Consider the following 26,361-nt stretch of genomic DNA (forward strand, 5'->3'; position numbering starts at 1 on the left):
AAGAGTTAAGAGGTTAGAAGTTAGAGAAAAAGTCTTTCCTCTTTCTTCTTTTTTCTTTCTTCAAAACTCAGCATTCAAAACTCAAAACTTCAATTGATGTTTTACTTTAGTTTGTTGATGGGTTATTCGTTCCTTTATTTTATTTAAAAACGCTTGATGCTTGGGATGATTAGCATCATTGGTTTTATGATTCAAAGCCGTGTGAATTTTAAAATTCTCCTCCATAAAGGCTTGGGCTTCCTCAGAAATATAAGCGTTTGAAAACTTCTCAAAAATATAATTTACCGCTTGCCTGCTAGGGTGTATCATATCTTCTTTATAGAAACGGTAATCTCTCAAGTCGTCCATCATTATTTCATAAATGGGAAGATAGTGGCAGTTGGGTTGTTCGGAAATGACTTCGTGTAGGGCATTGATAAGCCTTGCTTTGCTCCATTGGTTTTCCATCATACCATCTTTGGTATGGCGTACGGGTGAAATACTGAATAGTATCTGCACCTTTTCTCCAGCCATCTGGCGGATAAACTGTATGGTGTTTTGGATAGATTGTAAAATTTCCTCGTGGGTTAGCAATCGTTTTTGGAAGAACTTATTAGGAATCTTATGGCAGTTGGCAACGAGCTTTTGCTGTGGTAAAAACTCATAGATAAATGCCGTGCCATAGGTAACAATAGCCCATTGTGCTGTTTTCAGAAACTGATGAGCTTGCTCTATATTTTGATTGATGTGTTGCAGGGTTTTTAGTCCATCTCGGGAGTTAAAACTGCTATGGTGGTCCAGAGAAATCATTTCCTCATCATATAATATGAGGTCTTCCTCGGTATAGTATTTCAGTTGGCAGATGCTCTGCAATGCCATATTGATGGAATACGGATTAAACACCGTTCCAAAGGGGTTATTAAGCGTTTGCAGTTGCCCTTTTTCCAGAAGTTCTGCCATCTCTGTAGAAAAGCAAGAGCCAATGGAAAAGATTTTATCTTGAATGCCCATTTTCATTTCCGAAGAATTGAGCAAAACCTCTGTACGAAATTTCATCTTAATTATTTAAGTTTTGAATGCTAAGTGTTGAGTTTTGAGTTTTCATCCATCAACCGACAACCAACTTAAGTTTTGAGTGCTAAGTGTTGAGTTTTAAGTTGTCATCCATCAACCGACAACCAACAACTATCAACCACTAAATTAATACCCCTCAACCATCAATTTAATACCCATACTAGTTCTAAGCTCTAAGTTCTAAGTTCTAAGTGCTGAGTTTTGAGCTTTGGGAAAAAGAAGAAAGAAGAAAAAGAAAAGACTTTTTCTCTAATATCTAATATCTAATATCTAACCTCTTAGCTTAACCGACAACCAACTTAAGACTCTCTTTTAAGTAAATAATTTGCCAGCTCTATAAATGGGCGTTTTTTCTCTTCAGAAAGTCCAATACTATTGAGGTATTCTTGTCCTATTTCGTTATGTTTCTGTATCAGACGCAGTACTTGTTCATCTACTTTGGCTCTTCGGAAAATTTTGAGAACGCCGTGTACTTTATCGATATTTTCGGTTTTTTTAGAGTACCAATATAAGAGTTCTTTTTTCTCTTCCTCGGTAGCACTTTCCATTGCGGTAAGGTAGAGGATGGTTTTTTTGTTCTCATAAATATCTCCTGCTTGGCGTTTTCCAAACTGAGACATATCACCAAAAACATCCAGATAATCATCCATAATTTGGAAGGCAATACCTATATGCTTTCCGAAGTTGTACAAGGCTTCGGCTTCTGCATCGGTAGCCCCTGCAATAAGGGCTCCAATTTTGAAAGAAGCGGCACTCAGCACCCCTGTTTTGTAGGTAATCATTTTCAGATAATCATCATAGGTTACATTGTTATCCGTTTCAAAATTCACATCCATCTGCTGTCCTTCGCAGAGTACGGCACCAGTTTCAGAGAATATAGAAATACACTTTTTGAATAATTCTGGTTCCAAATCTTCAAAAAACTGATATGCCTTAATGAGCAAAGCATCACCAGACAATATTCCTATATTGATGCCATAGATGGTGTGGATGGTAGGCTTGTTTCGTCTGAGAGGGGCTTCATCCATAATATCATCGTGAATAAGGGTGAAGTTATGAAAAAACTCAATTGCCAAGGCTGGTTTCAAGGCTTTCTCCACATTGCCACCAAAGAGGTCATTGCCCATTAGTACCATAATGGGACGCAATCTCTTGCCACCGTGGCTGATGATATAGTTCATCGGTTCATAAAGCTCGGTAGGCGTGTTGGTAAATTTATATTGTTCAATGGCTTTAGCTACAATGTCTTGATATTGGTCTAAAAAATTCATAAAAATTGGTTTTATGCAAAAGTAAGATTAATTAAGCGTTTTCTAAAATTTACCCCAATAAAAAAAGCCATTTCTGAGAAAATGACTTTTATAAAACTGATTTCTTATTGGAACAAAATAACCAAAAGATATGTTAATCCTGCTAATAAAGCACTTACAGGGATGGTAAGTATCCACGCCCAAAGTAGATTGACGGTAACGCCCCATCGTACAGCAGATACCCTCTTGGTAACTCCCACCCCGATGATGGAACCTGTGATGGTATGCGTAGTAGAAACAGGAATTCCTAAATGGTCTGTTAAGAACAAGGTAAGCGCTCCCGCAGACTCCGCACTTACACCTTCCAATGAAGTTACTTTGGTAATTTTAGTACCCATTGTTTTTACAATCTTCCAACCGCCACTCATAGTTCCTAAACCAATAGCCAAGAATGATACTAGTGGTACCCAAAGATAATGTTCTGTAAAGTAGTGGAAACGCTCAGAGTGGTCTATATTGACATAGGCAGGGTCTGCAATCATATTCACGTGGTAGTAGATTACCGCTGCACCTATAATCCCCATTACTTTCTGAGCATCGTTTAGCCCGTGTCCTAAACTGAATAATGCTGAGGAAACCAACTGCCATCTTTTGAATTGTTTTTCAGCTTTGTGAGGCTTGGTTTTCTTGGAGATATTCACGATGATAAGGGTAAGGAGAATAGACATCAGCATCCCTATCACTGGAGCTAAGAAGATGAATAAAAAGATTGGTATCACTTTATCATACTTCACCACGCCTTGGGTCATCAGCTCTTGCATTGCCAGCTTGAATTTTTCAAATACCGAAGCATCTGGGTGTAATGCTGCTACGGCTTGATAATCTATCCTTAGAGCGTGCATCAGTGCAGCCCCTAAGAATCCTCCAATCAAGGTATGAGAAGAAGAAGATGGTATCCCAAACCACCAAGTGAGCAAGTTCCAGAATATTGCCGCTACAATCCCCGCGAAAATCACTTCTAGCGTGATGTAGTTTTCGCTAACGGTTTTGGCGATGGTATTACCTATTTTAAACCCTCCGGGTAGTAGATAAGCTGCTACGAAGAATGCAGCAAAATTCCAAAATGCCGCCCAAAGTACCGCCTGAAATGGCGTAAGCACTTTGGTAGAAACAATGGTTGCAATGGCATTGGCAGCATCGTGGAAACCATTAATGTAGTCAAATATCAATGCCAATGCGATGATGACAATGAGTAAAATTGGAAATTCCATTCTAAAATAGTCGTATTAAAATTAAGAATATTTGATGATGATGCTCTCCATAATATTCGCCACATCTTCTGCTTTATCCGTTACGATTTCCAAGTACTCCAATACATCTTTAGCCTTGATGATGTGGATAGGATCATTAGACTCGAAAAGTTTTACCAAAGACTGGCTCAATACATCGTCTGCAATATTCTCGAAAGAGTTAATTTTAATACTAGACTCTCTTACGGCTGCTGGGTTTTTAAATCCTTTAAGGTTTTGAATAGCGGTTTGAATTTCCACGCAAGATTTATGAATGAGTAGTGAAAACTCAGAAAACGCTTTGATTTCATTGGTTTTGTACAGATACATATACTTTGCTGAAGCGTAGATATGGTCTGCGATATCATCTAATGCCACAGTAAGTTGGCTGATGTCTTCTCTATCGAATGGCGTGATGAAGTTTTCTCCCAATTGCACAAAGATTTCGTGCGTAAAGTCATCCATTTTATGCTCATAATCACTCATTTTTTTGAGCAGACTATCATCATTCAGGTCATAATCTTCTAGACCTTTGTGAAAATCGCTAGACATCTCTACTAATGTTTGTGCCACTTGCTCAAACAATACAAAAAATACTTTGTCTTTTGGCTGAAAAGCCCTGAAAATATTACCTATTCCCATTGTAATGTTATTTTAATTTTCGGACTGCAAATATCTACAATAAGCCGACAATCTTTTCTATATTGAACATTAATTTTTGTTAACATTGGTATAAAATCATAAAAACGAGCCTCTTTCTGAAGCTCGCTTTTATTCTATATAAGGTAAAACCACCTCCAAAGGTCTTGCAACAATGGCTTGATGCCCTTTGATAACAATGGGTCTTTGTATCAATGATGGATTTTCAGATAGCAGGTAAAGCCAGTCTTCATCTGAAAAAGTCTGGTGCGAAAACCGTTCTTTAAAAAGGGTTTCGTTCTTTCTGATAAGCTCCTGAACGCTTAGATTCAACTTTTTTAGTAGCGTTTTGAGCTCTAATACCGTGAGTGGCTCGTGGACGATGTTAATCAATTCATAATCAACTTTTTTTTCGTCTAAAAATTCTAAAAGCCCACGAGATTTGGAGCAATGGTGATTGTGTAAAACTTTTAACATAAGGGAGGATGATAGGGTTTGTTTTGCGTTTTAGTGCCTTGTTTCAAAATCATCAAAAAAGCCCGTGCAATTCTGCTTCTATTCTTTCTAAAATATAGCCAAAATCTTCTGGTCTTTCCACGAAATCCAAATCATCTACTTCTATTACCAAAAGTTTTCCATCTTTGTAGCTTTCAATCCATTTTTCATATTTCTGATTGAGCTTGGAAAGGTATTCAATGCTGATGCTGGCTTCATAATCACGCCCTCTTTTGTAGATTTTTTTCACCAAATTAGGAACATCAGACTTTAAATAAATCAATAAATCTGGAGCCGAAACAAAGGATTTCATCAGATTGAACACCGAAGAATAATTGTTAAAATCTCGCTCAGATAGCAGCCCCATATCATTCAGGTTTTCTGCGAAGATATGAGCATCTTCATAAATGGTACGGTCTTGAATGATGTTTTTTCCACTTTCACGGATTTCCTTGACCTGACGAAAACGGCTTCCCAAAAAGTAAATTTGTAATGCAAAACTCCATTTGCTCATATCGGCATAGAAATCCTCCAAATACGGATTGTGCTCCACATCTTCAAACTGGGCTTCCCAGCCGTAGTGTTTTGCTAGCATTGTGGTGAGGGTGGTTTTTCCTGCTCCGATATTTCCTGTAATTGCAATATGCATAGTGTAAAATTATGTTGATTATGAGTTGATTAATAATTATTCTTCTGCGGATAAATCTCGGGTGTAAAGATAAACTTTGTTATCCTTCATTTCAAAATACGCATTGGAGTTTTTATCCACAATTCGGGCATTTTCTTTTTCAAAGATGATTTTTAGCGAGGCATTTTGCCATTGCAGAATTTGATTTTTTGTCAAAATAAAAAGGTTGTTGCCCTCTCGCCTCAGCCTTCTGGGATGGTCTATATTGTATGAGGTAAGTTTTCCAGTTTTAGTATGGTACACCATCAGCTTATCTCGTGTAATCATATAAGCTTGATTATCAAAGACCAACATATCTACAATATCTTCTGTGGAAAAGACAATGGGAAAAGAATTGATAATATTCCCTTCCCGATAGTTGTACTGCAAAAGTCGCTGGGAGCTTTCATCCAAAAGCCAAATTTGCTGTAAATCTTCCACATACGCCATTTTTATAAAGCCTATGGGTCTCAAATCTATTTTTTGGATTTCATTGAGGTTTTGGTCTATGAGTTTAATCTCTTGTGCATTTTCAGAAAATAGAACAATATTCAGAGGGTTTTGTACATTTTGAATTTTAAAAGGAAGTGTAAGCATCATTCTGCCACGCTGCATTCCCATTGCATCATATTTGGTAAGGCTAAAATCTTCATTTTTATAGAGATAAACATTGTCATAATCGTCTATGAAAATATTTTCTGCCCCTTGAATTGCGGAGGTTTCCAAAGGTAAAATTCTCTGAGCCGAAAGACCACTCAAAGCCAAAGACATCAATAAAAATAAAAACTTCACACGCATTTACAGAGTTCAAAGATAATAAAAAAAATAGCGTTCCTCCCAAAAAGAAGAACGCCAAGATATACATTCAGCTAATGTGGATTATTGCACGGCTACCTCGTAGATGGTATTCCAGTTTTTACCTGTGATGAGCATATTATCGCCTTTAAAGGCAATACCATTCAGTACATCATCATTTCCTTTGGTATGTTTCTGGGCGATGGTAGAAAAATCAAAACGGGCAACCACTTCGCCATTATTAGGATTTATTTTCAGTACCATAGGGCTTTGCCACACCGCAGCATAGATAAAACCATTGTGAAACTCCAGTTCATTCAGTCGGTCGTAGGCTTGGGTATTTCCCGCTACCGCAATGTATCTCACCATCTGCGAAGGATTATCAGGATTTAGAAAATATAAATTTTTGGTTCCATCAGAGGCGATGAGGTGCTTGCCATCATAGGTAAGTCCCCAGCCTTCGCCCATAATGTTAGGATAAGGAAACTCTTTTATTAATGCTAAATCTGCTTTGTTGTAAATGAATCCTTTCTTGTGTTGCCAAGTAAGCTGATAAACCTTGTCGCCTACAATGGTAGAGCCTTCGGAGAAGATTTCATCTGGCTGTTTGGTGGCCGCAGAGGGAGTGGTAGTCCCCAGTGTATATTTCATCACCTGAGACATTCCCAGCTGCCCCACACTTTCATAGATGGTGTTGCCCTCCAGCTGAAATCCTTGCACAAAATTATTAGCATCGTGAGGATATTCTTTTACAATGGTATATTTCACCTCTTGCTCTGGTTGCTTTGCAAAAACATTAATGGTAGCGTCTTGATGTAACACTTCTCCATTTTTCTTGGTGATATTAAAGGTAACGGCATTGTCTCCCAAAGTGAAAAACTGAGGGTCTATTACCAGTTTGGAAGTTTCTTTATCTCCAAAACTAATGGAAATACTTTGGGCTTCCTTCATAACCTCCTTAGGCAACTGGATGGCATCTCCAAAGTGGTAGCCTTGGCTTTCCATCTCGATATTATAATTGTTCAACTGATTGAGGAGGTCTTTATCACCATTACAAGAGAGTAGCAGTGTGAATGCCAATGTGGCTACAATGATATGATTTTTCATTTTTAAAAGGCTATAAATTAAAAGCTGCTGGTTTGGTATCAATTTTTAAACCATTCTATACCGTTGCAAAAATATTAAATTTTTACCAGCAAAAAAGGATGCACTCCCAAAAAATACAGAAGCACACCCTTACGCAACATGAGGTTAAAAAATGTTACTTTTCTAAATAATTTTTCAACATCTTTGTGACAATATCTGTCCAACCCTTCTCAAAACTTTCGTGTCCAAAATCTTGCCCTAAGTGAGCAAAGTTCTCAAGTCCTTTGTGGGTAAGCGTTACTAAAGTTCCTCCATCTTTAGCTTCTAATTCCCATTTTACAATGGTTTTATCTTTAGACAACTCTGGATAAGACCAAGAATGTTTCAGTTTAGCTTGTGGCACCACTTCCAAAATTTCCCCGTGATGGTGGTATCTATCCTCAGTCCTCTCAGCATAGAAACTAAACTCTGTATGAAGGTCCAATCCAAAATCTGGAATATCAAAATACCATTCTTTCATCTGAGCTTTATCGGTAATAGCAGCCCATACTTTCTCCACTGGAGCATTAATCTGTTGCGAAACAATTACATTATCGTGCATAGCTTTATAGTTTTTAATTAAACATTCATTTTTTCACCAATAAAGGTACAACATATTTCCGATATACACAAGAAAACTGATAATTGTTTGGAATTTGAAAGAGAGCAAGAGGTGATAAAAATATCGTAAACAATCATTATGTTAAGGATTTCCTATTTTGTTTCTAAGCTGTATTTTGCCATATCAAGAAAATAATTATATTTGTTGTAGCGATAGAATAAAGTTATCTATCATTACCTAATTAAAACTAAAAACTATTTTCTTATGACAGATTTTACCAGAAGAAATTTTCTGAAAACCGCTGCAATGGCGAGCTTTGGTGCTTTGATTTTACCCAACTCCCTTTTTGCAAATTCTATGAACTTTACCAAAGGTAAAAAAATTAAAGTAGGCTTCATCGGTACGGGGCTTCGCGGGCACGAGCATATCAGGCTTGTAGCACAGCGTGAAGATGCCGAAGTGGTAGCTTTTGCAGACCCAGACAAGAGAATGCTGAAAATGGCTCAGGATATCTTGGTGAAAAATGGCAAAAAACCAGTAAAGGAATACAGCAATGGCGACTATGATTATAGAAATCTTCTAAAAGATAAAAATATAGATGCGGTAGTAATCTCCACCCCTTGGGAATGGCATAAGATACAGGGTATAGAAGCAATGAAAGCTGGTAAAATAGTGGGAATGGAAGTATGTGGTGCAATGGAATTGCAAGATTGCTGGGACTATATCCAAGCCTATGAGGAAACCAAAGTGCCTATCTTTATGATGGAAAATGTATGCTACCGTAGAGATGTGATGGCAATTCTCAATATGGTACGCAAAGGAATGTTCGGGGAACTTATCCACGGTCAAGGAGGTTACCTTCACGATTTAAGACCTGTTCTTTTTAACGATGGCAATAAAGCCATAGGCAATGGTGTAGAGTTTGGTGAGAAAGCATTCAGCGAAGCTAGATGGCGTACCAACCACTATCTGAAACGAAATGGGGAGCTGTATCCTACCCACGGCTTAGGACCTGTGGCCGTGATGATGGACATTAATAGAGGTAACCGCTTGGTGCGTCTCTCATCTTTCGCTTCTAAAGCAAGGGGGCTCAATCACTATGTAGCGAAACATCCGAAAGGAGGCAAAGACCATCCTAATGCAAAGTTGGAATTTAAACAAGGCGATATTGTTACCACACAGATACAATGTGCCAATGGCGAAACCATCTTGCTAACGCACGATACCAGTTTGCAAAGACCATACAATCTTGGGTTCCGTGTTCAGGGGACAGAGGGCTTATGGCAAGATTTCGGTTCGGGAAGACCAGAGCAAGGATTTATTTACTTTGAAGAGAAAATGAACCACAGCCACCGATGGGATTCTACAGAAAAATGGCTCGCAGAATACGACCATCCGCTATGGAAAAAATACGAAAGTAAAGCCGCAGGAGCAGGACACGGCGGTATGGATTTCTTCACAATGAATACCTTTATAGAATGTATCAAGCAGAATATTGAATTCCCAATGGATGTCTATGATTTGGCAACTTGGTATGCCATCACGCCACTCAGTGAGCAGTCTATTGCACAAAATGGTCAGGTAGTAGAAATCCCAGATTTCACCAAAGGAGCTTGGAAAACCAGAAAACCAGTATTTGGATTTGGCGATGAGTTCTAAGAAAACATTAGTAGTCTTGGCAGGAGGCTTGGGCAGTCGCTACAACGGACTAAAACAAATAGATGGCATCTACAACGGGTACACCATTTTGGAGTATTCGTTGTACGATGCACTTCAAGCAGGATTCACGCACTTTGTTCTCATCATCAATGATAAAATCACAGACGCTTTTCAACACGATTTAAAGCAAAAAGTAGAATCTAAAGGAGGCGAAGTTCAGTTTGTGGTACAACACAGAGAGAGCTTCCTTCCAAAGGGGTACGATGCCACTTCTCGTGCCAAACCTTGGGGTACCGCCCACGCACTACTCTGTGCTTCTGAGTTGGTAAGCAATCCGTTTTTTGTCATCAACGCCGATGATTATTATGGCAAGGAAATCTATCAGTTGGCAAGCCAATATTTAGATAATGAATTGAAACAGAATAATATTGCCGTGCAGATAGCATTCCCGTTGGGAAAAACCCTTTCGGAAAGTGGAAGCGTTTCCCGAGGAATTTGTAAACTGAATGAGCAAAATGAATTGATTTCTGTAACGGAGCAAACCGCCATCAGCAAGGAAGGAACGGATATTGTGGCTTGGGAAAATGACCAGAAAACAATACTGAACGAGTTGCAATTGGTTTCTATGAATTTTTGGGGCTTCAGTGCAGATATTTTTTCGTATTTTGAAACGGAATTTCAAGAATTTATAGCTGGTAATCCCTCCTCTAAGGCAGAATATATGCTGCCTGTGGTAGTGCAAACGCTGATGGATAGAGGTGTATTGAAAGTTTTAGTAAACGAATCACCTTCGCAATGGATGGGTGTTACCTATGCCACCGACCGCGAGCTGATGTACCAGTTTTTGTCTGAACAGACCCAACAAGGAAATTATCCCGAAAGCCTATGGACCTAACACCAATCTTAAACTGCTTTTTTGATGATGTTTCAGAGATAAAGGTATCTCCTATTATTTCTGGGCATATCAATACCACTTTTCTAGTTCGGAATGGTAGTGAACAATTTGTTTTGCAGAAGGTTAATGCAGATGTATTTCCTCATCTGGAAGTTTTGGAAGAGAATCATCGTACTATTAATAGCATCTTGGAAGACAGCGATTATCCATTTAAAATTGTGAATTTTCAACCGACTTTAAAAGGAAATTATTTTGATGAATACGAAAAGGTTTGGCGTTTGCTCGGTTTTGTAAGCCAAGCTAAAACTTACCTAAAAGCCCCTAATGCTACTTTGATAAGAAAGGCAACACAAGCTTTTGGAACATTTTACAAGACCATCAATGCCCATTCGGATAGATATAAAATTCAAAATTCCTTGCCCGGATTTATAGATTTTGAACACAGAGCACATCAGTTTCGCGAAGCCTTGCAGAGAGCAAGCACCGCCCGACTAAAACAGGCAAGCCCACAGATAGCGTACGCTAAAAATTGCCTACCGCTGTTGGAGCATTGGAACACAATGATGAAGACAGAGCATCTGCCGAGTCGCATTATCCACGCAGACCCCAAAATAAGCAATGTCTTATTTGATGAAAAAGATGAAGTTTTAGCAATTATCGACCTAGATACGCTGATGCCATCTACCATTTTGTATGATTTTGGCGATATGGTACGCTCTTATACCAACCTTGCCAATGAAGATGATACCGAAGCAGAGCAATGTTTTAGTCCAGAGTTTTATCACGCCGTGAAAGAAGGATTTTTGGAAGGCATTGGCGAGGAGTTGAAGCCTATTGAAAAGGAGTCTTTAGACTATGCAGGGCGATGCGTTATTTTCGTGCAAGGGCTAAGGTTTCTCACCGATTTTCTGAATGGCGACTGCTATTATCACACGGATTATGAAACCCACAATCTGGATAGAACCCAAAATCAATTTCAGTTGCTACAAGAGCTGGAAGAGTTTCTTATGACTTAAATAAAATCGGAGAAGTTTCTTCAACTTCTCCGATTTCTCAATTTATTTTTGAGGCATAATACTAAAAAATAGTTGTAGAAATCTTTGAAACATAGGCTAGCAAAGGCTTAGACAAAAGTTTTAGGAAACAAATCCCTCCAATATTCGCAAACGAAATTTTTATAATAATGCTTAAAAGTTTTGTGATGCCTAAGATGGAAGCCTATCATAATGGTAAGAACCTCCGCATCGGACATCGTACATTGGCGATTGCGAGTCTTTTTGATATCGCTACCAATACCGATTTTCTTTAATTTTCTGATTTCGGCATCAAGTTACCTCAATTTATTCATTTGTTTTTCAGTAGTTTCGGTGATTACTTCGCAGTTCTTTACAAAAATCATCTACTTTTACAAAAATATCCGTAACCTGCTCTCTCAAATTCATAGGTAATAATTCGGTTTATATATTTAATTTTCAAAATTTTAAACATACAAATCATTACCTTTTTTTGCAAATATTTTTTTATTTTTCTTATCCCGAACTCAGGTTATTTATTTAAAGGTTACTTTTTTAGTATCATTCACTCCAGTGAAAAGCCCGTCCGACACTTCAGTGAGAGAAAACACTCCAGTGAAAAGCCCGCCCGACACTTCGGTGAGGGAAAACACTCCAGTGAAAAGCCTATCCGATGCTTCGGTGAGGGAAAACACTCCAGTGAAAAGCCTGTCCAATGCTTCGGTGAGCAAAAACACTCCAGTGAAAAGCCTGTTTTTACTTTCGTTTTATCTATTAATAGGAATGAACGCTCTACAAATATAAAAAATATCTAAAAAAAACTAAAATGCTGGAAACGAAATAAAAAAAGGCAACTTTTTAGGTTGCCTTTTTGTGTATGAAATATTCTAATTAAATCGCTTTTGCTTTTTGTAGAGCGTTGTCTAATCCTGCGAGGTTTTTACCACCTGCGGTTGCAAAGCCTGGGTTTCCACCGCCGCCGCCTTGTATTTCTTTGGCTAGGTCTTTTACGATGTTGCCCGCGTGGTATTGTGCTTCTAAATCTTCTGAAACTCCTACCGAAATCATTGGTTTTTCGCCTGCGTCAGACAAAATGATGATTACCGAGGTTGGCAGGTCTTTTTTCAGTTGGAAAACGATGTCTTTTACCGAGGCTGCATCAAGCGAGGTGCGTTTTACCAAAAGTTGTTTATCTCCTGCCTGAACAAACTCGTTTTTCCAGTTTTGGATTTCGCCTTTGGCTTTTTCTTTCTTCATCGCTTCGAGTTCGGCTTTTAAAGCAGCGTTTTCGTCCAAAATTTTCTCTACAGATTTTACCAAATCTTTTGATTTTAATACTTCTGTAAGTTTTTCGGTTTGGTGTTCTATATTGTAGAAATACTCTCGTACTTTATCTCTCGTGATGGCTTCTACACGGCGGATACCTGCGGCTACGGCTCCTTCAGAAACGATTTTGAAATACCAGATATCGCCTGTGTTTTTCACGTGCGTACCTCCACAAAGTTCTTTGCTGTCGCCAAACTGTATCATACGCACCTCATTGCCATATTTTTCGCCAAAAAGTGCCATTGCACCAGCGTCTAATGCTTGTTGCATCGAGATTTTGCGGTATTCTTGCAAGTCTATTTTTTGCTGAATGCGTTTGTTTACTTTGGCTTCTACTTCGCAAAGTTCTTCATTGGTCATTTTTTGGAAATGTGAGAAGTCAAAACGCAACGAGTCCGTATCTACCTTAGACCCTCTTTGCTCTACGTGTGTTCCTAAAACCTCTCTCAACGCTTGGTGTAGGAGGTGGGTAGCGGTGTGGTTTGCCGCCGTAAGTTCGCGTGCTTTTACCTCTGCCTTAAATGGGTCGGTGAGGTTTTCTGGTAATGTATCGGTGATGTGGATGATGAGGTTGTTTTCCTTTTTGGTATCGCGGATGTATATCACACCTCCGTTGGCACTTTCCAAAACACCTTTGTCACCTACCTGACCACCGCCTTCTGGATAAAACGGGGTGGTGTTAAATACCAATTGGTAGAGAGTGCCATCTTTTTGGCTTTCTACTTTTCGGTATTTGGTGATGCGTACGATGCTTTCTAAAATATCGTATCCGATAAACTCGGTTTCTTCGTCGTCGCGTAAAACTACCCAATCGTCTGTTTTCATTTGAGCAGCAGCACGCGAGCGTTCTTTTTGTTTTTGTAGGTTTTCTTCAAAGCCTTTTTCGTCGAGTGTAAAGCCTTTTTCTGCTAAAATCAAAGCGGTAAGGTCTATCGGGAAACCGTAAGTATCGTAGAGTTCGAACGCTTTAGCACCCGAAATTTCTTTTTCGGTAGCGTTGTTCATCATTGCATCGAGCATTAAAAGACCCTGTTCTAAAGTTCGGAGGAATGATGCTTCTTCTTCTTTGATAACATTTTCTACTAAATGCTGTTGTTTTTGAAGTTCTGGGAAAGCGTCTCCCATTTGGAACACGAGCGTACGCACCAATTGGTAGATAAACGGTTCTTTTTGGTCTAAGAAGGTAAAACCATAGCGAATAGCTCTTCTCAAAATACGACGGATTACATAGCCGGCTCCGTTGTTTGAAGGCAACTGTCCGTCTGCAATGGCAAACGATACGGCACGGATATGGTCAACAATTACACGAATTGCAATGTCTTTTTCGTCTTCTAATTTTCCAGTATATTTCTTTCCTGAAATTTCCTCTACTTTTTTGATCAGCGGGGTGAAAACATCGGTGTCGTAGTTAGAAGATTTGCCTTGTAATGCCATACACAGACGCTCGAATCCCATTCCGGTATCGATGTGTTTTGCAGGGAGAGCTTCTAGTGAGCCGTCTGCCTTGCGGTTGTATTGCATAAACACCAAGTTCCAAATTTCTACCACTTGCGGGTGGTCTTGGTTTACCAATTCTCTTCCAGAAACTTTGGCTTTTTCTTCAGGGCTTCTCAAATCTACGTGGATTTCAGAACAAGGCCCACACGGCCCTTGGTCGCCCATTTCCCAAAAGTTGTCTTTTTTGTTTCCGTTGATGATGCGGTCTTCGGCAATGTGTGCTTTCCAGAAGTCGTATGCCTCTTGGTCGCGTTCGAGGTTTTCCGAAGCATCGCCCTCAAAGATGGTTACATAGATATTCTCTTTCGGGATTTGATATACTTCGGTAAGCAATTCCCACGCCCACGCAATAGCGTCTTTTTTGAAATAATCACCAAAAGACCAGTTGCCAAGCATCTCAAACATCGTGTGGTGGTAGGTATCGCGGCCTACATCGTCTAGGTCGTTGTGTTTTCCGGATACTCTAAGGCATTTTTGGGTATCGGCAATACGCGTAGCAGATGGTTCTTTGTATCCGAGGAAAAAATCTTTAAACTGTGTCATTCCCGAGTTGGAAAACATCAGTGTAGGGTCGTCTTTCAAAACGATAGGAGCCGAAGGTACAATCTGGTGTCCTTTGCTCTTGAAAAAGTCTAAATACTTTTGTCTTATTTCTTGTGAGGTCATATTTTAGTTGATAGTTATTGGCTGATAGTTGATGGTTTTTTGTTGTTTTAATTTTACCTTTTTACTATAAATATCATTCTGCAAAAATAGGGAATTAATATGGTATTCCTATACAGATGGACTAATCCTATGGGGAATTTCCTTCATTAAAAATCTTTATAGTTTAAACTCTAATTTCACATTGAAAAACCTTCCGGTAAGCCTTACTGGAACGGGATATATAAAATTGGTACTTACATCTGACACCCATTGGCTTGCCACTGTATTCTGAATATTAAACGCATTAAAAATCTGTACGCCTAAGGTGAGCTCTCGGAAGTTTTTCCAAAACGGACTAGTAGCCTTAAAGTCTTTTCCATCGATAAAGACTTTGGACAATCCTATATCCACTCTTTTATAAGATGGCAATGTTCTTTGGAAGGTATATGGAGCACTAAAATCTGGAAGATTGGTTGCTGGGTCTATACTGATGGGCGTTCCTGTAGGAAGCCCGTTGGCATACACCAAAGTCAGGTTCACCCGCATACTTGGGAACTTCGGCATATAATCTTGATAGAACATCGATAGCCTTAGCCTTTGGTCTGTAGGGCGAGGAATGTAGCCTTGTTGCTCTATATTCTCAAAAACGCGTGCATAGCTGGCAGAAATCCAAGAATCTACCCCTGGTACAAACTCACCAAAGAGCCTTGCATCTACACCATAGGCATATCCCGTAGCATTGTTCTTCCCAGAATATCGGGTACGCACATTATCTATATAATAGGGTATCAATCTATCCATTTTCTTATAATATGCCTCTGTAGTAAGCTTGAATGGGCGATTCATCATCTTAAATTCATAATCATTTGCTAAGATGATTTGATAAGAACGCTGGGCTTTAATATCGGCATTAAAACTTCCTGATAAGTCTTTAATCTCCTTATAAAAGGGAGCTTGATAATACACTCCACCAGATAGCTTAAAGAGCATATCTGCTTCCCAATCTGGTTTTATAGCCAGCTGAACGCGTGGGCTAAATAATGTTTCTTTGTTAAAAGACCAATTCTGTGCTCTTACACCTCCATTAAGGAACATTTTATTTGCCCCCCAATAAAATTTCTTTGAAAACTGTGCATAGGCAGATACCCTTTGAGGTGAGATACTATTCTCTCCACGGATATTGTATTTCATTGTCAAATCTGAAATATCTAAGCTCCCCGGATTGGTCCAATCCCTTGGCTTTGAGTAGCCCAGATAATCTACAAACTGCCACTCATTAGTAAGGTCTTGTATTTTTTCCTTTTCATACTTTACGCCCAGTTCAAAATCGGTATTAGGGTCTGGGGAAAATATTGCTCTTAGCTGACTTCCAAAAGTGCGTACCAATAAATCATTCCTTGCGTGGTCTATCTGTCCCCCAATATCATAGGTAGTAATAGGATTATCATTTTCATCATAAGCCTGAAGCATATAGCCTGAATTAATGGTATAGTATTCTCGTTCTCGGTTTTGGTAAGCAAAATTATCTAGTGAGAAACTCCATTTTTTATTGGGTTTAAAATGAATAGATGCCGTACCCATCATATTGCGATATTGGTCATCTTCCCTACCAGCATAGTAAACTGAAAGACACATAGGTCTTTGTAGTGAACCAAAATCTACATCTTTCTTCTTTGGCATCATTTCATAATCATTCTTAGAGTAATATCCTATGAAAGACAATTGCCATTGCGGATTGATTTTATAGTTAATATAAGACTGCACATCCATATACTGAGGATTAAAATCTGTATCCTCATTCAGGGTATTAAGTACCAGATTGGTATTTCTGTATCGGGCAGAGACTAGGGCAGATAGTTTTTTATCCTTAGAAGCAAATCCCGTAGTGAGCCTACCTCCTATAAGACTTGCTTCACCACTTAGTTCAAATTTTTCTGGTTGCCGATAATAGATATTTAATGCCGAAGCCATTTTATCACCATACTTTGCTTCAAATCCACCTGCCGAGAAGTTAATAGCAGCCACCATATCGGGATTAATGATACTCATCCCCTCTTGCTGTGAATTTCTTATTAGAAATGGGCGATAGATTTCAATATCATTAATATAAATCAGATTTTCATCATAGTTTCCTCCCCGCACCATATACTGCGAAGATAGTTCAGTATTAGAATTAACAGAAGGTAGGGTTTTGATGAGCCCTTCTATCCCCCCAGATATAGAACTCACCTGCCTTGCTTCCTTAGCCGATAGCTCTACGGCGGTAAGGTCGGTTACTTTAGGTTTAGCTTTCTTTTGGAAAATAATTTCTTCAATTTCTTTCTCCTTTTCCTGTGCAAAAACCATTGCAGGAAGCAGGGCAATGAGGGTATATATCTTTTTCATTGAAAGTAAATAGAGGTTGAGAGTTAAGGATTAGGCTTCGAAACTTTAACTATATGATTGCTTCTCTTATCCTTGTTAGTTTTTCTAACAAAGCATCTAATTGTGCCAATGGCAACATATTAGCACCATCAGACTTAGCTTCTGATGGATTAGGGTGCGTTTCTATAAACAATCCATCTGCTCCTACTGCAATACCTGCTTTGGCAATTGTCTCAATCAACTGAGGTTTACCTCCTGTAACGCCACTTTCTTGGTTAGGCTGCTGTAGAGAGTGGGTAACATCTAGGATTACAGGGGCATACTGCTGCATTGTAGGAATACCACGGAAATCCACCACCAAATCTGTGTACCCAAAGGAGTTCCCCCTCTCGATGATGGCAACTTTATCATTCCCTGAATCTAAAACCTTTTGTACGGCAAACTTCATTGCTTCAGGGGAGAGAAATTGTCCTTTCTTCAAAGTTACACATTTATTAGTTTTGGCAGCGGCAACCAGCAAATCGGTCTGGCGAACCAGAAACGCAGGGATTTGCAATACATCTACAAACTGAGCCGCCAAGGCAGCGTGTTCGTTTTCGTGGATATCGGTAGTAGTAGGAATACCGAAGGTCTCCCCTACTTTCCTTAAGATTTCTAAAGCTTTTTCATCCCCAATCCCTGTAAAAGAATCCACTCGGGAACGATTGGCTTTCTTAAAACTTCCCTTGAAAATGTAAGGGATTTTATATTTATCCGAAAGCTTCACAATAGTTTCTGCAATCTGCATTGCCATTGCTTCATCTTCAATGGCACAAGGCCCTGCCACTAGAAAAAAGTTTTGGGAGTCTTTATATTGAATATTATCTAAATGCTGTATCATTTTGGGTTTGTATTTTATCGTTAAACATTGCTATCTCACCCTTTCATAAAGGTTATAATCTGTTCCAGATGGTTTTATTTTGTATATTTTTTCTAAAATTTTGTTATCACTTTCCAGATGCTGGTCTATTCTATATTCTTTTAAGAGTTTATAATGTGTTTTATAGTACTGGGCATTTTCCCCTTGATATAAATCTCTATAAGAGAGCAGATATTTAGGCTTCCTAGTCTTCACTGTGTTAATCCAGTAGTTGGGTTTATCTTTCTTTATTTCTGCTTGTATTGCCTTATCTACCAATCCTACTTCATCTATGGTTTTCAGCTGAGAATAATACGGAACATAGCCTGCTGGCTCTAATAAAATCCATTGGTTTTTATCTTTTTCATATTGATTAAGAAACAATCCTATACTCCTACGGTAGTTCCACTCACCATTACCTGTGGCTATGGAGTGTACCGTCTGGAAAGCTAGCATTGGCAAGATATAGAATACCATTAGCAAAGATAGCCAAAGGTTCCTTTTCTCTTTTTGCTCTAAGATGAATACCAAAACTGGCACGAATAATAGAATCTGAGGCACCCAATAGTACCAATCAAAGTAGCTTCTCTGGGAAAGGAAAATGAATTGCTTCACCCAAGCGAAGATGAAAATCATATAAAGGTAGATATTGCGTTCTTCCTTTTGCCTCACTAGAAAAACGAAGCATACCAACTCAAAAGTAAGGACTAAAATAGTGTAAGGATTGAAGCTCCCTGGCAGCTTGAGCATTCCCCAATAGTTTCCTAAATTGGATAAGAAAGCATCTACATTCTGCTGAAAGGTATAAGTAGCATCGTAAGTAGTTTTCTTCGCCACAATGGTATTATTCACCACCTCGTGAAAGTAAAACCAATTAAAACTCAATACAACGACAACGCCTAAGACCCCACCAAGAATATAGCTCCAATTGAGTTTCTTATTCCAAACCAAATCTACCAAGAATACAATGCCAAGGAATATCGCCGTATCTATTCTCGTAAAGAGAATGAGAATGGGTAAGATGATTAAAGCCCATTGTTTCCTTTGTGCAAAGCCAAAGTATAATAAACTCATTTCAAGGAAGAATAAAATACCATATTCCATTCCTAAAATAGAAATCTTAATGGCAGGTGGTAAAATTCCGAATAAGAAAATCAATAAAGCCTGATGCACAGGGGTCTTTAAAACCAATTTGGATAGAAAATAACTCCCCAAAGTAAACAATAGGGAATTGAATATCAGAATAGGATAGATGAAATATTCTTTCCCAAAAATCAAATTGAATAAATACGAAACAAAAACATATAAATGTGTGGTGGACGCTGATATTTTGGTATCACCATTGAAGCCTATCACACCATAGTCTAAAAGATTCTGTGCTACACGCCAAGTGATAAAGGCATCTTCCTGAATGTGGTGCGTGAGTAAAAACACCAGCTTAAATACCACTGTGAATATCACCGCATAGATGGGTAACTTCATCAAACTATTTTCTTTTTTCATCTATCTAATGTTCTATTCTATATTATACTTATGCTCAGTAAAATGGCTACTATCTTACTGCGTTATTCTCATTATTTGGGTTTCTATTTGTTTCAGTTTTTCTGCTCCATAGGTGGAATCGTAAGGTGCCATTACATCAAAAATATAGTGGTAAAATGGTACAATGTTCTGTATTTTATCTGCTTCTTTATAAGCTTTCTCCTTGCCCATCGCTTCCAAATTTTTGATAAAGGCATTGTAACGCTTATCTAATGGCGTAATGGCACTCACCACATAATCATACCCCTGCTCTTTCTTACCCAGCTTCTCATAAGCATTGCTCACCGCTCCTACTACCATAGAATATTCCAATGGTTTTATACGCATTTCTTTACGCACAAAAACCTGCTCCTTCTGCGGCAATTTTGCATAATAATCGTACTCTGTAAAGATGCCTTTTTTCAGTTCTTCTGCCAGTTGTAATCCTTTCTGCTCCTGCCCTGCAAGGATATAAGCGTACACCATAGCACTTAGAGAGCGAGGGTCATTGTACTTAGCTACAGGAATTTCCCTTGATGCTAAATCCAAAATCTCAATGGCTTTTGCTCTTTCCCCTTTCTGGATTAAAGCCTCAGCTGCACGGCTTGCCGCTCCTCTATAGCTGATGATGTTGGAGGTACAGGTTTCATCAAAGTGGACATTCAGGTCTTTAAAATTGCCCCACTTATAGTTTTTCACCGTATGATAAAGGCTCATAGCATCTACCCTTCCCATATCGCTATTCTCATCTTCCATCGTTTTTATCGGAACCAGTTTATAGCTAAATCCATCATACTGAAGATAATCATTCAGATAGAAAATATTTTCAGGGTCATAGATACCTCCCGAAGAGAAGTTGATGGCTCTTTCCCAATTAAAATTCGCCAAAATATCCATCAGCATCATATTACTTTTAAACATAGACTGACGCTTGTAATCTACCACGATTTGATTTTCTGCCTTTGCCACATCTTCAGCCTTTAGAATCCCTGCTTTTACAGCATTGGCTTTATTCACAGGAATGATGAATTTGGAAACCGGCAAGAAATTGAATCTCTCATACTTAGATTCTCCAAAAAGTGTTTTCAATACGGCATCTTTCGCCTCGGATTTCTTCTTCAAGAAATTAACCGCCTGCTGCACCGTCATAGAATCCTGAGTAAGATAAGGCTTAAACTCTGCCAACGCCGCTGAAGAAATCCCTTGTGCTTCCAAAGAACCGAATAGCTGTTGCCATTGCTCTGGTGACATCAGATACACTTGGTCGTTCACGCCATTGCCATAATCCTCGTGATTCAAAGCTGAAGGAATAGGCATTGCATTATAAGTTCTTCGTTTCACTTGGTCTATGTTCCAAGCGGTAGAAAACAAGGTAAAATTAATCACCTTTACATCATCTCTAAAACGCTCTGTCTCTTGGATAGCCCAAGTAGGATAGGTATCATTATCCCCATATACAAAAAGTAAGGCGTTTTTAGGCAAAGTGTTTAGCACAGAATAAGCGTAGTCATAAGCCGCAGTTCTGCCACTTCTATCGTGCGGATTGTAGTTTTGAAAGCCCATCATCAAAGGAATGCCTAATAAAACAACTCCGAAAGCGATATTGGCAGCATTAGACTTCACTTTAGACTGAAGCCACCAGAGAATAGCTGCGGCTCCCAAGCCTATCCATATTGCAAAAGCATAAAACGAGCCTACCATTGCATAATCTCTTTCTCTTGGCTCAAAAGGTTTCACCCCTGTGTAGAAAATAATCCCCACACTGGTTAAAACAAACAGGGATAAAATGGCATAAAATCTTCCAAAATCTCTATTCATCTGGAAGTACAGTCCCAATAGTCCTAATAGTAATGGTAAGAAGAAGAATTTTACCGTGCTGGTATTGTTATACTTTGCGGGCAATTCATCTTGGTTGCCCCAAAGTGCATTATCCACAAAAGGAATCCCCGAAATCCAATTGCCTCGTGTGTTTTCCATATGCCCTTCCAAGTCGTTTTGTCTTCCCACAAAATTCCACATCAGATAACGCACAAAGTAATAGCCATTTTGAAAAGAGATAAAGTAATCCAAATTCTGCATTAAGGAAGGACGCTGCACTTTGATTAAATCATAGTTTTTCACTTGCAGATAATCATCTACCTTGATGCTTCCATCTTCGTATTTTGCCTTTAGTTCATCAAAGACTTTCATTGCTTCTGGGTTGTCTGCCACATCGGGATTATCAAAATTGAATGTAAAATCTGGTGCTCCATACATTGAGATGTAGTTTGCCATTACATCTTTATCATCATTGAACATTCTTGGCAAGAAGCTGATATGCTCTTTATTATAAACATATCGAAAACGATCTCCTACTTTTTTGTAAGTCCCTGTTTTTTCATCTTTTTCATATTCATCTCCTTTCTTCTCTTGCTTATATGAGCCGTCTTCATTTTTTTCCATTCCATTAAAATCCAAAGATGCGGTATAGTTTTGTCCATAGATGGTAGGCCAATCGCCATACTGCTCTCGGTTGTAATAATCTAACATTCCAATGGCGGTATCGGGATTATTCAAATTCATTGGAGGATTGGCATTGGCACGGATAGGAATCACCAACCAACAGCCAAAACCGATGATCATAAACACGATAGAAAGTGCAGCCGTCTGATAAACTTTCTTAGCCTGCTGCCTTGCCCATCTTATCATAAAATAGCAACCTGCCACCAAAAGGATAAAGGCGATGACCGTTCCAGAGTGAAATGGTAAGCCTATGCCATTGACAGCAAAAATTTCTATCTTGCCAAACATTGTCATAATCAACGGGAAAATCATTTTGAACACAAAAATCAAAACGCCCAAAGTTGCCAAGTTGGCTATCGCAAAGTTTTTCCAAGTAAACTGATAATTTCTTGCATAATAAATAAGACATACCGCAGGAATTACCAGCATACACATCATATGCACCCCTACGCCTAAACCTGTGGCAAAGAAAATTAGAATTAGCCAGCGTTCGTTGCCTTTTTCTTGGTATTCATTTTCCCATTTGGTAATGAACCAAAGCACCATCGCTATAAACATAGATGCCATAGAATATACCTCGCCTTCTACCGCTGAAAACCAAAAAGTATCAGAAAAAGCAAAAGCCAAAGCCCCTATAGCTCCAGAAAAAAGTATGGCAATTTCTTGATGTGCCGTTATCTCCTCAAAATCTTTATTGAGCAATCTGCGTATCAGATGGGTGATGGTCCAGAATAAAAACAAAATGGTGAAGGCGGAAAATAAAGCCGACATCGCATTAATCACCAAACCATAATTGCCTTCATTGCCAAAAGCAAACATTGCTGCCACAGCTCCTACGAGCTGAAACAACGCTGCCCCCGGTGCGTGGGTAACTTCCAGTTTCACAGCCGAAGAAATGTACTCTCCCGTATCCCAAAAACTAAATTTTCGCTCTATGGTAGAGAGATATATTACAAATGAGATGGCAAACAATACCCAACCTAAAATGGTATTCCAAGTCTTAAATGTCCAATTTTTCATACAATTATTTAATATTGCGAAAATAAGACTTTTAATTCAATTCTAAAACTGATTTAAAACTACACCCTTACCGATGCCTTTTTCCCAACAAAAAACAATGACATTAATCATTATCTACCATCCATTTTCTATAAAAGATGATGGAGCCAAAAAAAGTTGTACCTTTGCGGATATTTTTTTTGAAAATTTTAAGTAAAAAATGGCAAATGTTTACAACAATATTCTGGAACTGATTGGTAATACGCCCTTGGTAAAGCTTAATCAAGTTACTGCCAATATCCCAGCGACGGTGTATGCTAAGTTGGAATCTTGCAATCCAGGACATTCTGCAAAAGATAGAATCGCTAAATATATCATAGAAAACGCCGAGAAAAAAGGCATCCTTACCCCTGAATCTGTAATTGTAGAGACCACCTCTGGTAACACGGGGTTTTCTGTGGCAATGGTCGCCATAGTGAAAGGCTACCAGTGCATCCTTGCTGTGAGCGATAAGACTAAACCCGAAAAAATAGCTTACCTGAAAGCTCTAGGAGCAAAAGTCTATGTATGCCCTGCTAATGTGGCAGCAGATGACCCAAGGTCTTACTATGAAGTTGCCAAAAGAATTGCAGCCGAAACGCCTAATTCTGTCTATATCAACCAATATTTTAATGAACTCAACACCGAGGCTCATTATCAAACTACAGGTAAAGAAATTTGGGAACAAACCGAAGGAAAAGTTACCCACCTTTTGGCTTGTACAGGGACAGGAGGTACGCTATCTGGCTCTGCAAAATATCTGAAAGAAAAAAATCCTAACATCAAAGTGATTGGCGTGGACGCAGATGGCTCTATATTGAAAGGATACTTTGATACAGGGAAAATCAATAAAGAAGATATTCACCCTTATCAGATTGAGGGAATGGGCAAAAACTTAATCCCTTCCGCTCTCCTTTTTGACCAAATGGATGAGTTTGTAAGAGTGAATGATGAACAAGCAGCCTACCGAACTAGAGAAATCGCCCTAAAAGAGGCTATAATGGGAGGCTATACCACAGGTGCTGTTACACAAGGATTATTGCAATATGCAGAGGCTAACCCACTATCAGAAAATGATGTGGTGGTGCTCATCTTCCCAGACCACGGCTCCCGATACATCAGCAAAGTGTATAGTGATGATTGGATGGCAGAACAAGGCTTTACCAATGATGATATCCACAGCTATGACTTACTCTCCAAAACAGAATATGTAAAATAGCTTCTTAAAAACATAAAAAAACAAAAGAGATTATCGCTTGATTTTTCAACGATAATCTTTTTTTTAACAAATTTTTAATAATTCCATTCCTATTTTGGCACGCATTTTACATATACTAAAACAACAAAATTTAATATTATGAGCACAAAAAGAAATGGATTATTAGCTCTTTTAGGATTAGGAGCTTTAGCATATTGGAAGTATAGAAACTCCACTCCAGAAGAAAAACAAAAAGTAAAAGACCAGATTAACGCGGCTAAGGATAATGTTACCAAACTAGGTAACGACTTAAAAAGAAAAGCCAATGAAGTGGCATCACAGGTAGAAAGCAAAGCCAAAGAATTTACTCAAAAGGCGGAAAACAAAGCACAAGATGTTGCTACCAAAGTAGAGAATGAAGCTAAAAACTTGAAAGAAGAAATTCAACAAGCGTAGATTTAGCCCCATTTCATATAAATAAAGTTTAAAATTTCACATTCAATAAAAAAGGTAAACCATTGGGCTTACCTTTTTTATTTTATTCACTTGCTAAAACCGATTCAGAAAATCCTCAATAGCAATAGTTTCTTGCTCTCCTTTTTCTAAATTCTTAACGGTGATATTCTTCTCTGCAATCTCTTGTTCACCATAAAAAATAAGATAAGGAATTCCTTTTTTCTCAGCGTAGGTAAATTGCTTTTTCAGTTTAGCATTTTCTGGATAAAGCTCACTAGCGATGCCTTTTTCTCTTAATTTTGAAATCAACTTGGTTGCTTCTAACGCTTCGTTTTCTCCATAATTAGCAAATAAATATTGCACTCCAGAATGTGTATTTTTCGGGAACAAATCCAGCTCTTCCATCACCAAGTAGATTCTATCCAACCCAAATGAAATCCCGATACCTGGGATATTTTTTACCCCAAAGACTTCCGTTAGATTATCATATCTTCCACCACCACCTATAGACCCCATCTCTACATTCTTGGCTTTCACTTCAAAGATGGCTCCCGTATAGTAGTCTAGCCCTCTTGCCAAAGTAATATCAAACACCAAATTTTGAACGCCCAAGGATTGGCAGGTTTTAACTACAAATTCCAGCTCTTCCACACCTTTTTTCCCTATTTCAATCTCGGAAAATCGTTCTTTTAATATGGCTAAAACCGTTTCTATATTTTGATTAGCATCAAAGAGGAAATCCACTTTTTGTATAGCTTTATCGGAAATGCCTTTTTCCTTCATCTCCTTTATCACGCCATCTTTTCCTATTTTATCCAATTTATCCAACGCCACGGTAAAATCTATTAACTGCTCCGAAATCCCCGCATATTCTGCCAAGCCTGAAAGAATTTTCCTATTGTTGATATGGACATTCACTTCAATTCCCAATTCTGAAAAAGATTGGGTATAAAGCTGCACCAACTCTACCTCTTGCCAAAGGCTTTCGCTCCCCACCACATCTGCATCACACTGATAAAACTCTCTGAAACGCCCTTTCTGCGGACGGTCTGCACGCCAAACAGGCTGAATCTGATAACGCTTGAATGGAAAGCTCAGCTGTCCGTGGTTCATTGCAACAAATCTGGCAAAAGGCACCGTAAGGTCATATCTCAATGCCTTTTCTGAAATCTGAGGCGTAAGCTTCTGCACCTCTTTGGCTTGCCAATTGTCATCATTCACCTTGGCTGTAAAATCACCAGAATTTAAGATTTTAAAAATCAATCGGTCGCCCTCCTCGCCGTACTTTCCCGTAAGGGTAGAAAGATTCTCAAAACTTGGCGTCTCTAATGGCTGAAAACCGAACAACTCAAAATGGCGTTGCAAAACTTGAATAATATAGCGTCTTTTCACCACCTCCTCTGCGGTAAAATCTCTGGTTCCTTTGGCTAAACTTGGTTTCATCGAACTTTAAAATTTATGAAACACAAAAGTA

The 26,361-nt window shown here is 38.7% G+C and carries 22 protein-coding genes; 7 read left to right on the plus strand and 15 right to left on the minus strand.

Annotated elements, in window-relative coordinates; all coding sequences use genetic code 11:
• Positions 1-81 precede the first annotated feature (81 nt).
• The 9 genes from ACFFUE_RS02275 to ACFFUE_RS02315 all read right to left on the minus strand — a co-directional run bounded on the left by ACFFUE_RS02275 (position 82) and on the right by ACFFUE_RS02315 (position 7,875).
• Positions 82-1,035 (minus strand): GSCFA domain-containing protein, encoded by a 954-nt coding sequence (locus ACFFUE_RS02275; protein ID WP_376832454.1) that lies wholly within the window; start codon positions 1,033-1,035, stop codon positions 82-84.
• Positions 1,036-1,352: 317 nt separating this feature from the next.
• Positions 1,353-2,324 (minus strand): polyprenyl synthetase family protein, encoded by a 972-nt coding sequence (locus ACFFUE_RS02280; protein WP_376832458.1) that lies wholly within the window; start codon positions 2,322-2,324, stop codon positions 1,353-1,355.
• 104 nt (positions 2,325-2,428) lie between these two features.
• On the minus strand, positions 2,429-3,574 hold the full coding sequence (locus ACFFUE_RS02285; protein ID WP_376832460.1) for an inorganic phosphate transporter: 1,146 nt from the start codon (positions 3,572-3,574) through the stop codon (positions 2,429-2,431).
• A 21-nt stretch (positions 3,575-3,595) separates the two neighbouring features.
• Entirely contained in the window at positions 3,596-4,234 is a 639-nt protein-coding gene (locus tag ACFFUE_RS02290) for a DUF47 domain-containing protein (RefSeq protein ID WP_376832462.1), read from the minus strand.
• Between the two features lie 129 nt (positions 4,235-4,363).
• Positions 4,364-4,708 (minus strand): ArsC/Spx/MgsR family protein, encoded by a 345-nt coding sequence (locus tag ACFFUE_RS02295; RefSeq protein ID WP_376832464.1) that lies wholly within the window; start codon positions 4,706-4,708, stop codon positions 4,364-4,366.
• Between the two features lie 52 nt (positions 4,709-4,760).
• Positions 4,761-5,375 (minus strand): deoxynucleoside kinase, encoded by a 615-nt coding sequence (locus ACFFUE_RS02300; protein ID WP_327984444.1) that lies wholly within the window; start codon positions 5,373-5,375, stop codon positions 4,761-4,763.
• Positions 5,376-5,411: 36 nt separating this feature from the next.
• Positions 5,412-6,191, minus strand: coding sequence for a hypothetical protein (locus ACFFUE_RS02305; protein ID WP_376832467.1), 780 nt, complete (start codon positions 6,189-6,191; stop codon positions 5,412-5,414).
• Between the two features lie 81 nt (positions 6,192-6,272).
• Positions 6,273-7,295: a glutaminyl-peptide cyclotransferase gene (locus tag ACFFUE_RS02310; RefSeq protein ID WP_376832469.1), complete on the minus strand. Its 1,023-nt coding sequence runs from the start codon at positions 7,293-7,295 to the stop codon at positions 6,273-6,275.
• Between the two features lie 154 nt (positions 7,296-7,449).
• Positions 7,450-7,875: an SRPBCC family protein gene (locus ACFFUE_RS02315; RefSeq protein ID WP_376832471.1), complete on the minus strand. Its 426-nt coding sequence runs from the start codon at positions 7,873-7,875 to the stop codon at positions 7,450-7,452.
• A 264-nt stretch (positions 7,876-8,139) separates the two neighbouring features.
• Here ACFFUE_RS02315 and ACFFUE_RS02320 point away from each other — a divergent pair, with 264 nt between their 5' ends.
• From ACFFUE_RS02320 to ACFFUE_RS02340, 5 genes are all read left to right on the plus strand, one after another.
• Positions 8,140-9,534 carry a Gfo/Idh/MocA family protein gene (locus ACFFUE_RS02320; protein ID WP_376832474.1) on the plus strand — a complete coding sequence of 465 codons (1,395 nt, stop codon included), beginning with the start codon at positions 8,140-8,142 and terminating at the stop codon, positions 9,532-9,534.
• Entirely contained in the window at positions 9,524-10,429 is a 906-nt protein-coding gene (locus tag ACFFUE_RS02325) for a sugar phosphate nucleotidyltransferase (RefSeq protein WP_376832476.1), read from the plus strand. Before ACFFUE_RS02320 ends, ACFFUE_RS02325 begins: the two co-directional genes overlap by 11 nt.
• Positions 10,420-11,445: a phosphotransferase enzyme family protein gene (locus tag ACFFUE_RS02330; RefSeq protein ID WP_376832478.1), complete on the plus strand. Its 1,026-nt coding sequence runs from the start codon at positions 10,420-10,422 to the stop codon at positions 11,443-11,445. Before ACFFUE_RS02325 ends, ACFFUE_RS02330 begins: the two co-directional genes overlap by 10 nt.
• A gap of 167 nt (positions 11,446-11,612) precedes the next feature.
• The gene (locus ACFFUE_RS02335; RefSeq protein ID WP_376832480.1) at positions 11,613-11,738 is read left to right on the plus strand and encodes a hypothetical protein; all 126 of its coding nucleotides are present in this window, start codon (positions 11,613-11,615) and stop codon (positions 11,736-11,738) included.
• 319 nt (positions 11,739-12,057) lie between these two features.
• Positions 12,058-12,246 (plus strand): hypothetical protein, encoded by a 189-nt coding sequence (locus tag ACFFUE_RS02340; protein WP_376832482.1) that lies wholly within the window; start codon positions 12,058-12,060, stop codon positions 12,244-12,246.
• An 87-nt stretch (positions 12,247-12,333) separates the two neighbouring features.
• Here the strand turns inward: ACFFUE_RS02340 and alaS are convergent, their stop codons facing one another.
• The 5 genes from alaS to ACFFUE_RS02365 all read right to left on the minus strand — a co-directional run bounded on the left by alaS (position 12,334) and on the right by ACFFUE_RS02365 (position 23,215).
• Complete coding sequence (gene alaS, locus ACFFUE_RS02345) at positions 12,334-14,931, minus strand: alanine--tRNA ligase (RefSeq protein WP_376832484.1); 2,598 nt, start codon at positions 14,929-14,931, stop codon at positions 12,334-12,336.
• A gap of 156 nt (positions 14,932-15,087) precedes the next feature.
• The gene (locus ACFFUE_RS02350) at positions 15,088-17,295 is read right to left on the minus strand and encodes a TonB-dependent receptor plug domain-containing protein (RefSeq protein ID WP_376832486.1); all 2,208 of its coding nucleotides are present in this window, start codon (positions 17,293-17,295) and stop codon (positions 15,088-15,090) included.
• A 49-nt stretch (positions 17,296-17,344) separates the two neighbouring features.
• Positions 17,345-18,154: a 3-deoxy-8-phosphooctulonate synthase gene (kdsA, locus tag ACFFUE_RS02355; RefSeq protein WP_376832488.1), complete on the minus strand. Its 810-nt coding sequence runs from the start codon at positions 18,152-18,154 to the stop codon at positions 17,345-17,347.
• 30 nt (positions 18,155-18,184) lie between these two features.
• Entirely contained in the window at positions 18,185-19,675 is a 1,491-nt protein-coding gene (locus ACFFUE_RS02360) for a DUF8728 domain-containing protein (protein WP_376832490.1), read from the minus strand.
• 54 nt (positions 19,676-19,729) lie between these two features.
• Positions 19,730-23,215 (minus strand): glycosyltransferase family 117 protein, encoded by a 3,486-nt coding sequence (locus tag ACFFUE_RS02365; protein WP_376832492.1) that lies wholly within the window; start codon positions 23,213-23,215, stop codon positions 19,730-19,732.
• A gap of 199 nt (positions 23,216-23,414) precedes the next feature.
• Here ACFFUE_RS02365 and ACFFUE_RS02370 point away from each other — a divergent pair, with 199 nt between their 5' ends.
• Both ACFFUE_RS02370 and ACFFUE_RS02375 read left to right on the plus strand, forming a co-directional pair.
• Positions 23,415-24,452 (plus strand): PLP-dependent cysteine synthase family protein, encoded by a 1,038-nt coding sequence (locus ACFFUE_RS02370; protein ID WP_376832494.1) that lies wholly within the window; start codon positions 23,415-23,417, stop codon positions 24,450-24,452.
• Between the two features lie 138 nt (positions 24,453-24,590).
• A complete protein-coding gene (locus ACFFUE_RS02375) occupies positions 24,591-24,887 on the plus strand; it encodes a YtxH domain-containing protein (protein WP_376832496.1) in 297 nt (98 codons plus the stop codon).
• Between the two features lie 93 nt (positions 24,888-24,980).
• On the opposite strand, the gene hisS is transcribed toward ACFFUE_RS02375, so the two are convergent.
• Positions 24,981-26,330 carry a histidine--tRNA ligase gene (gene hisS, locus ACFFUE_RS02380; RefSeq protein WP_376832498.1) on the minus strand — a complete coding sequence of 450 codons (1,350 nt, stop codon included), beginning with the start codon at positions 26,328-26,330 and terminating at the stop codon, positions 24,981-24,983.
• Between the last annotated feature and the right edge of the window lie 31 nt (positions 26,331-26,361).

The sequence above is a fragment of the Bergeyella porcorum genome (assembly GCF_042427575.1).
Lineage (GTDB): Bacteria > Bacteroidota > Bacteroidia > Flavobacteriales > Weeksellaceae > Bergeyella > Bergeyella porcorum.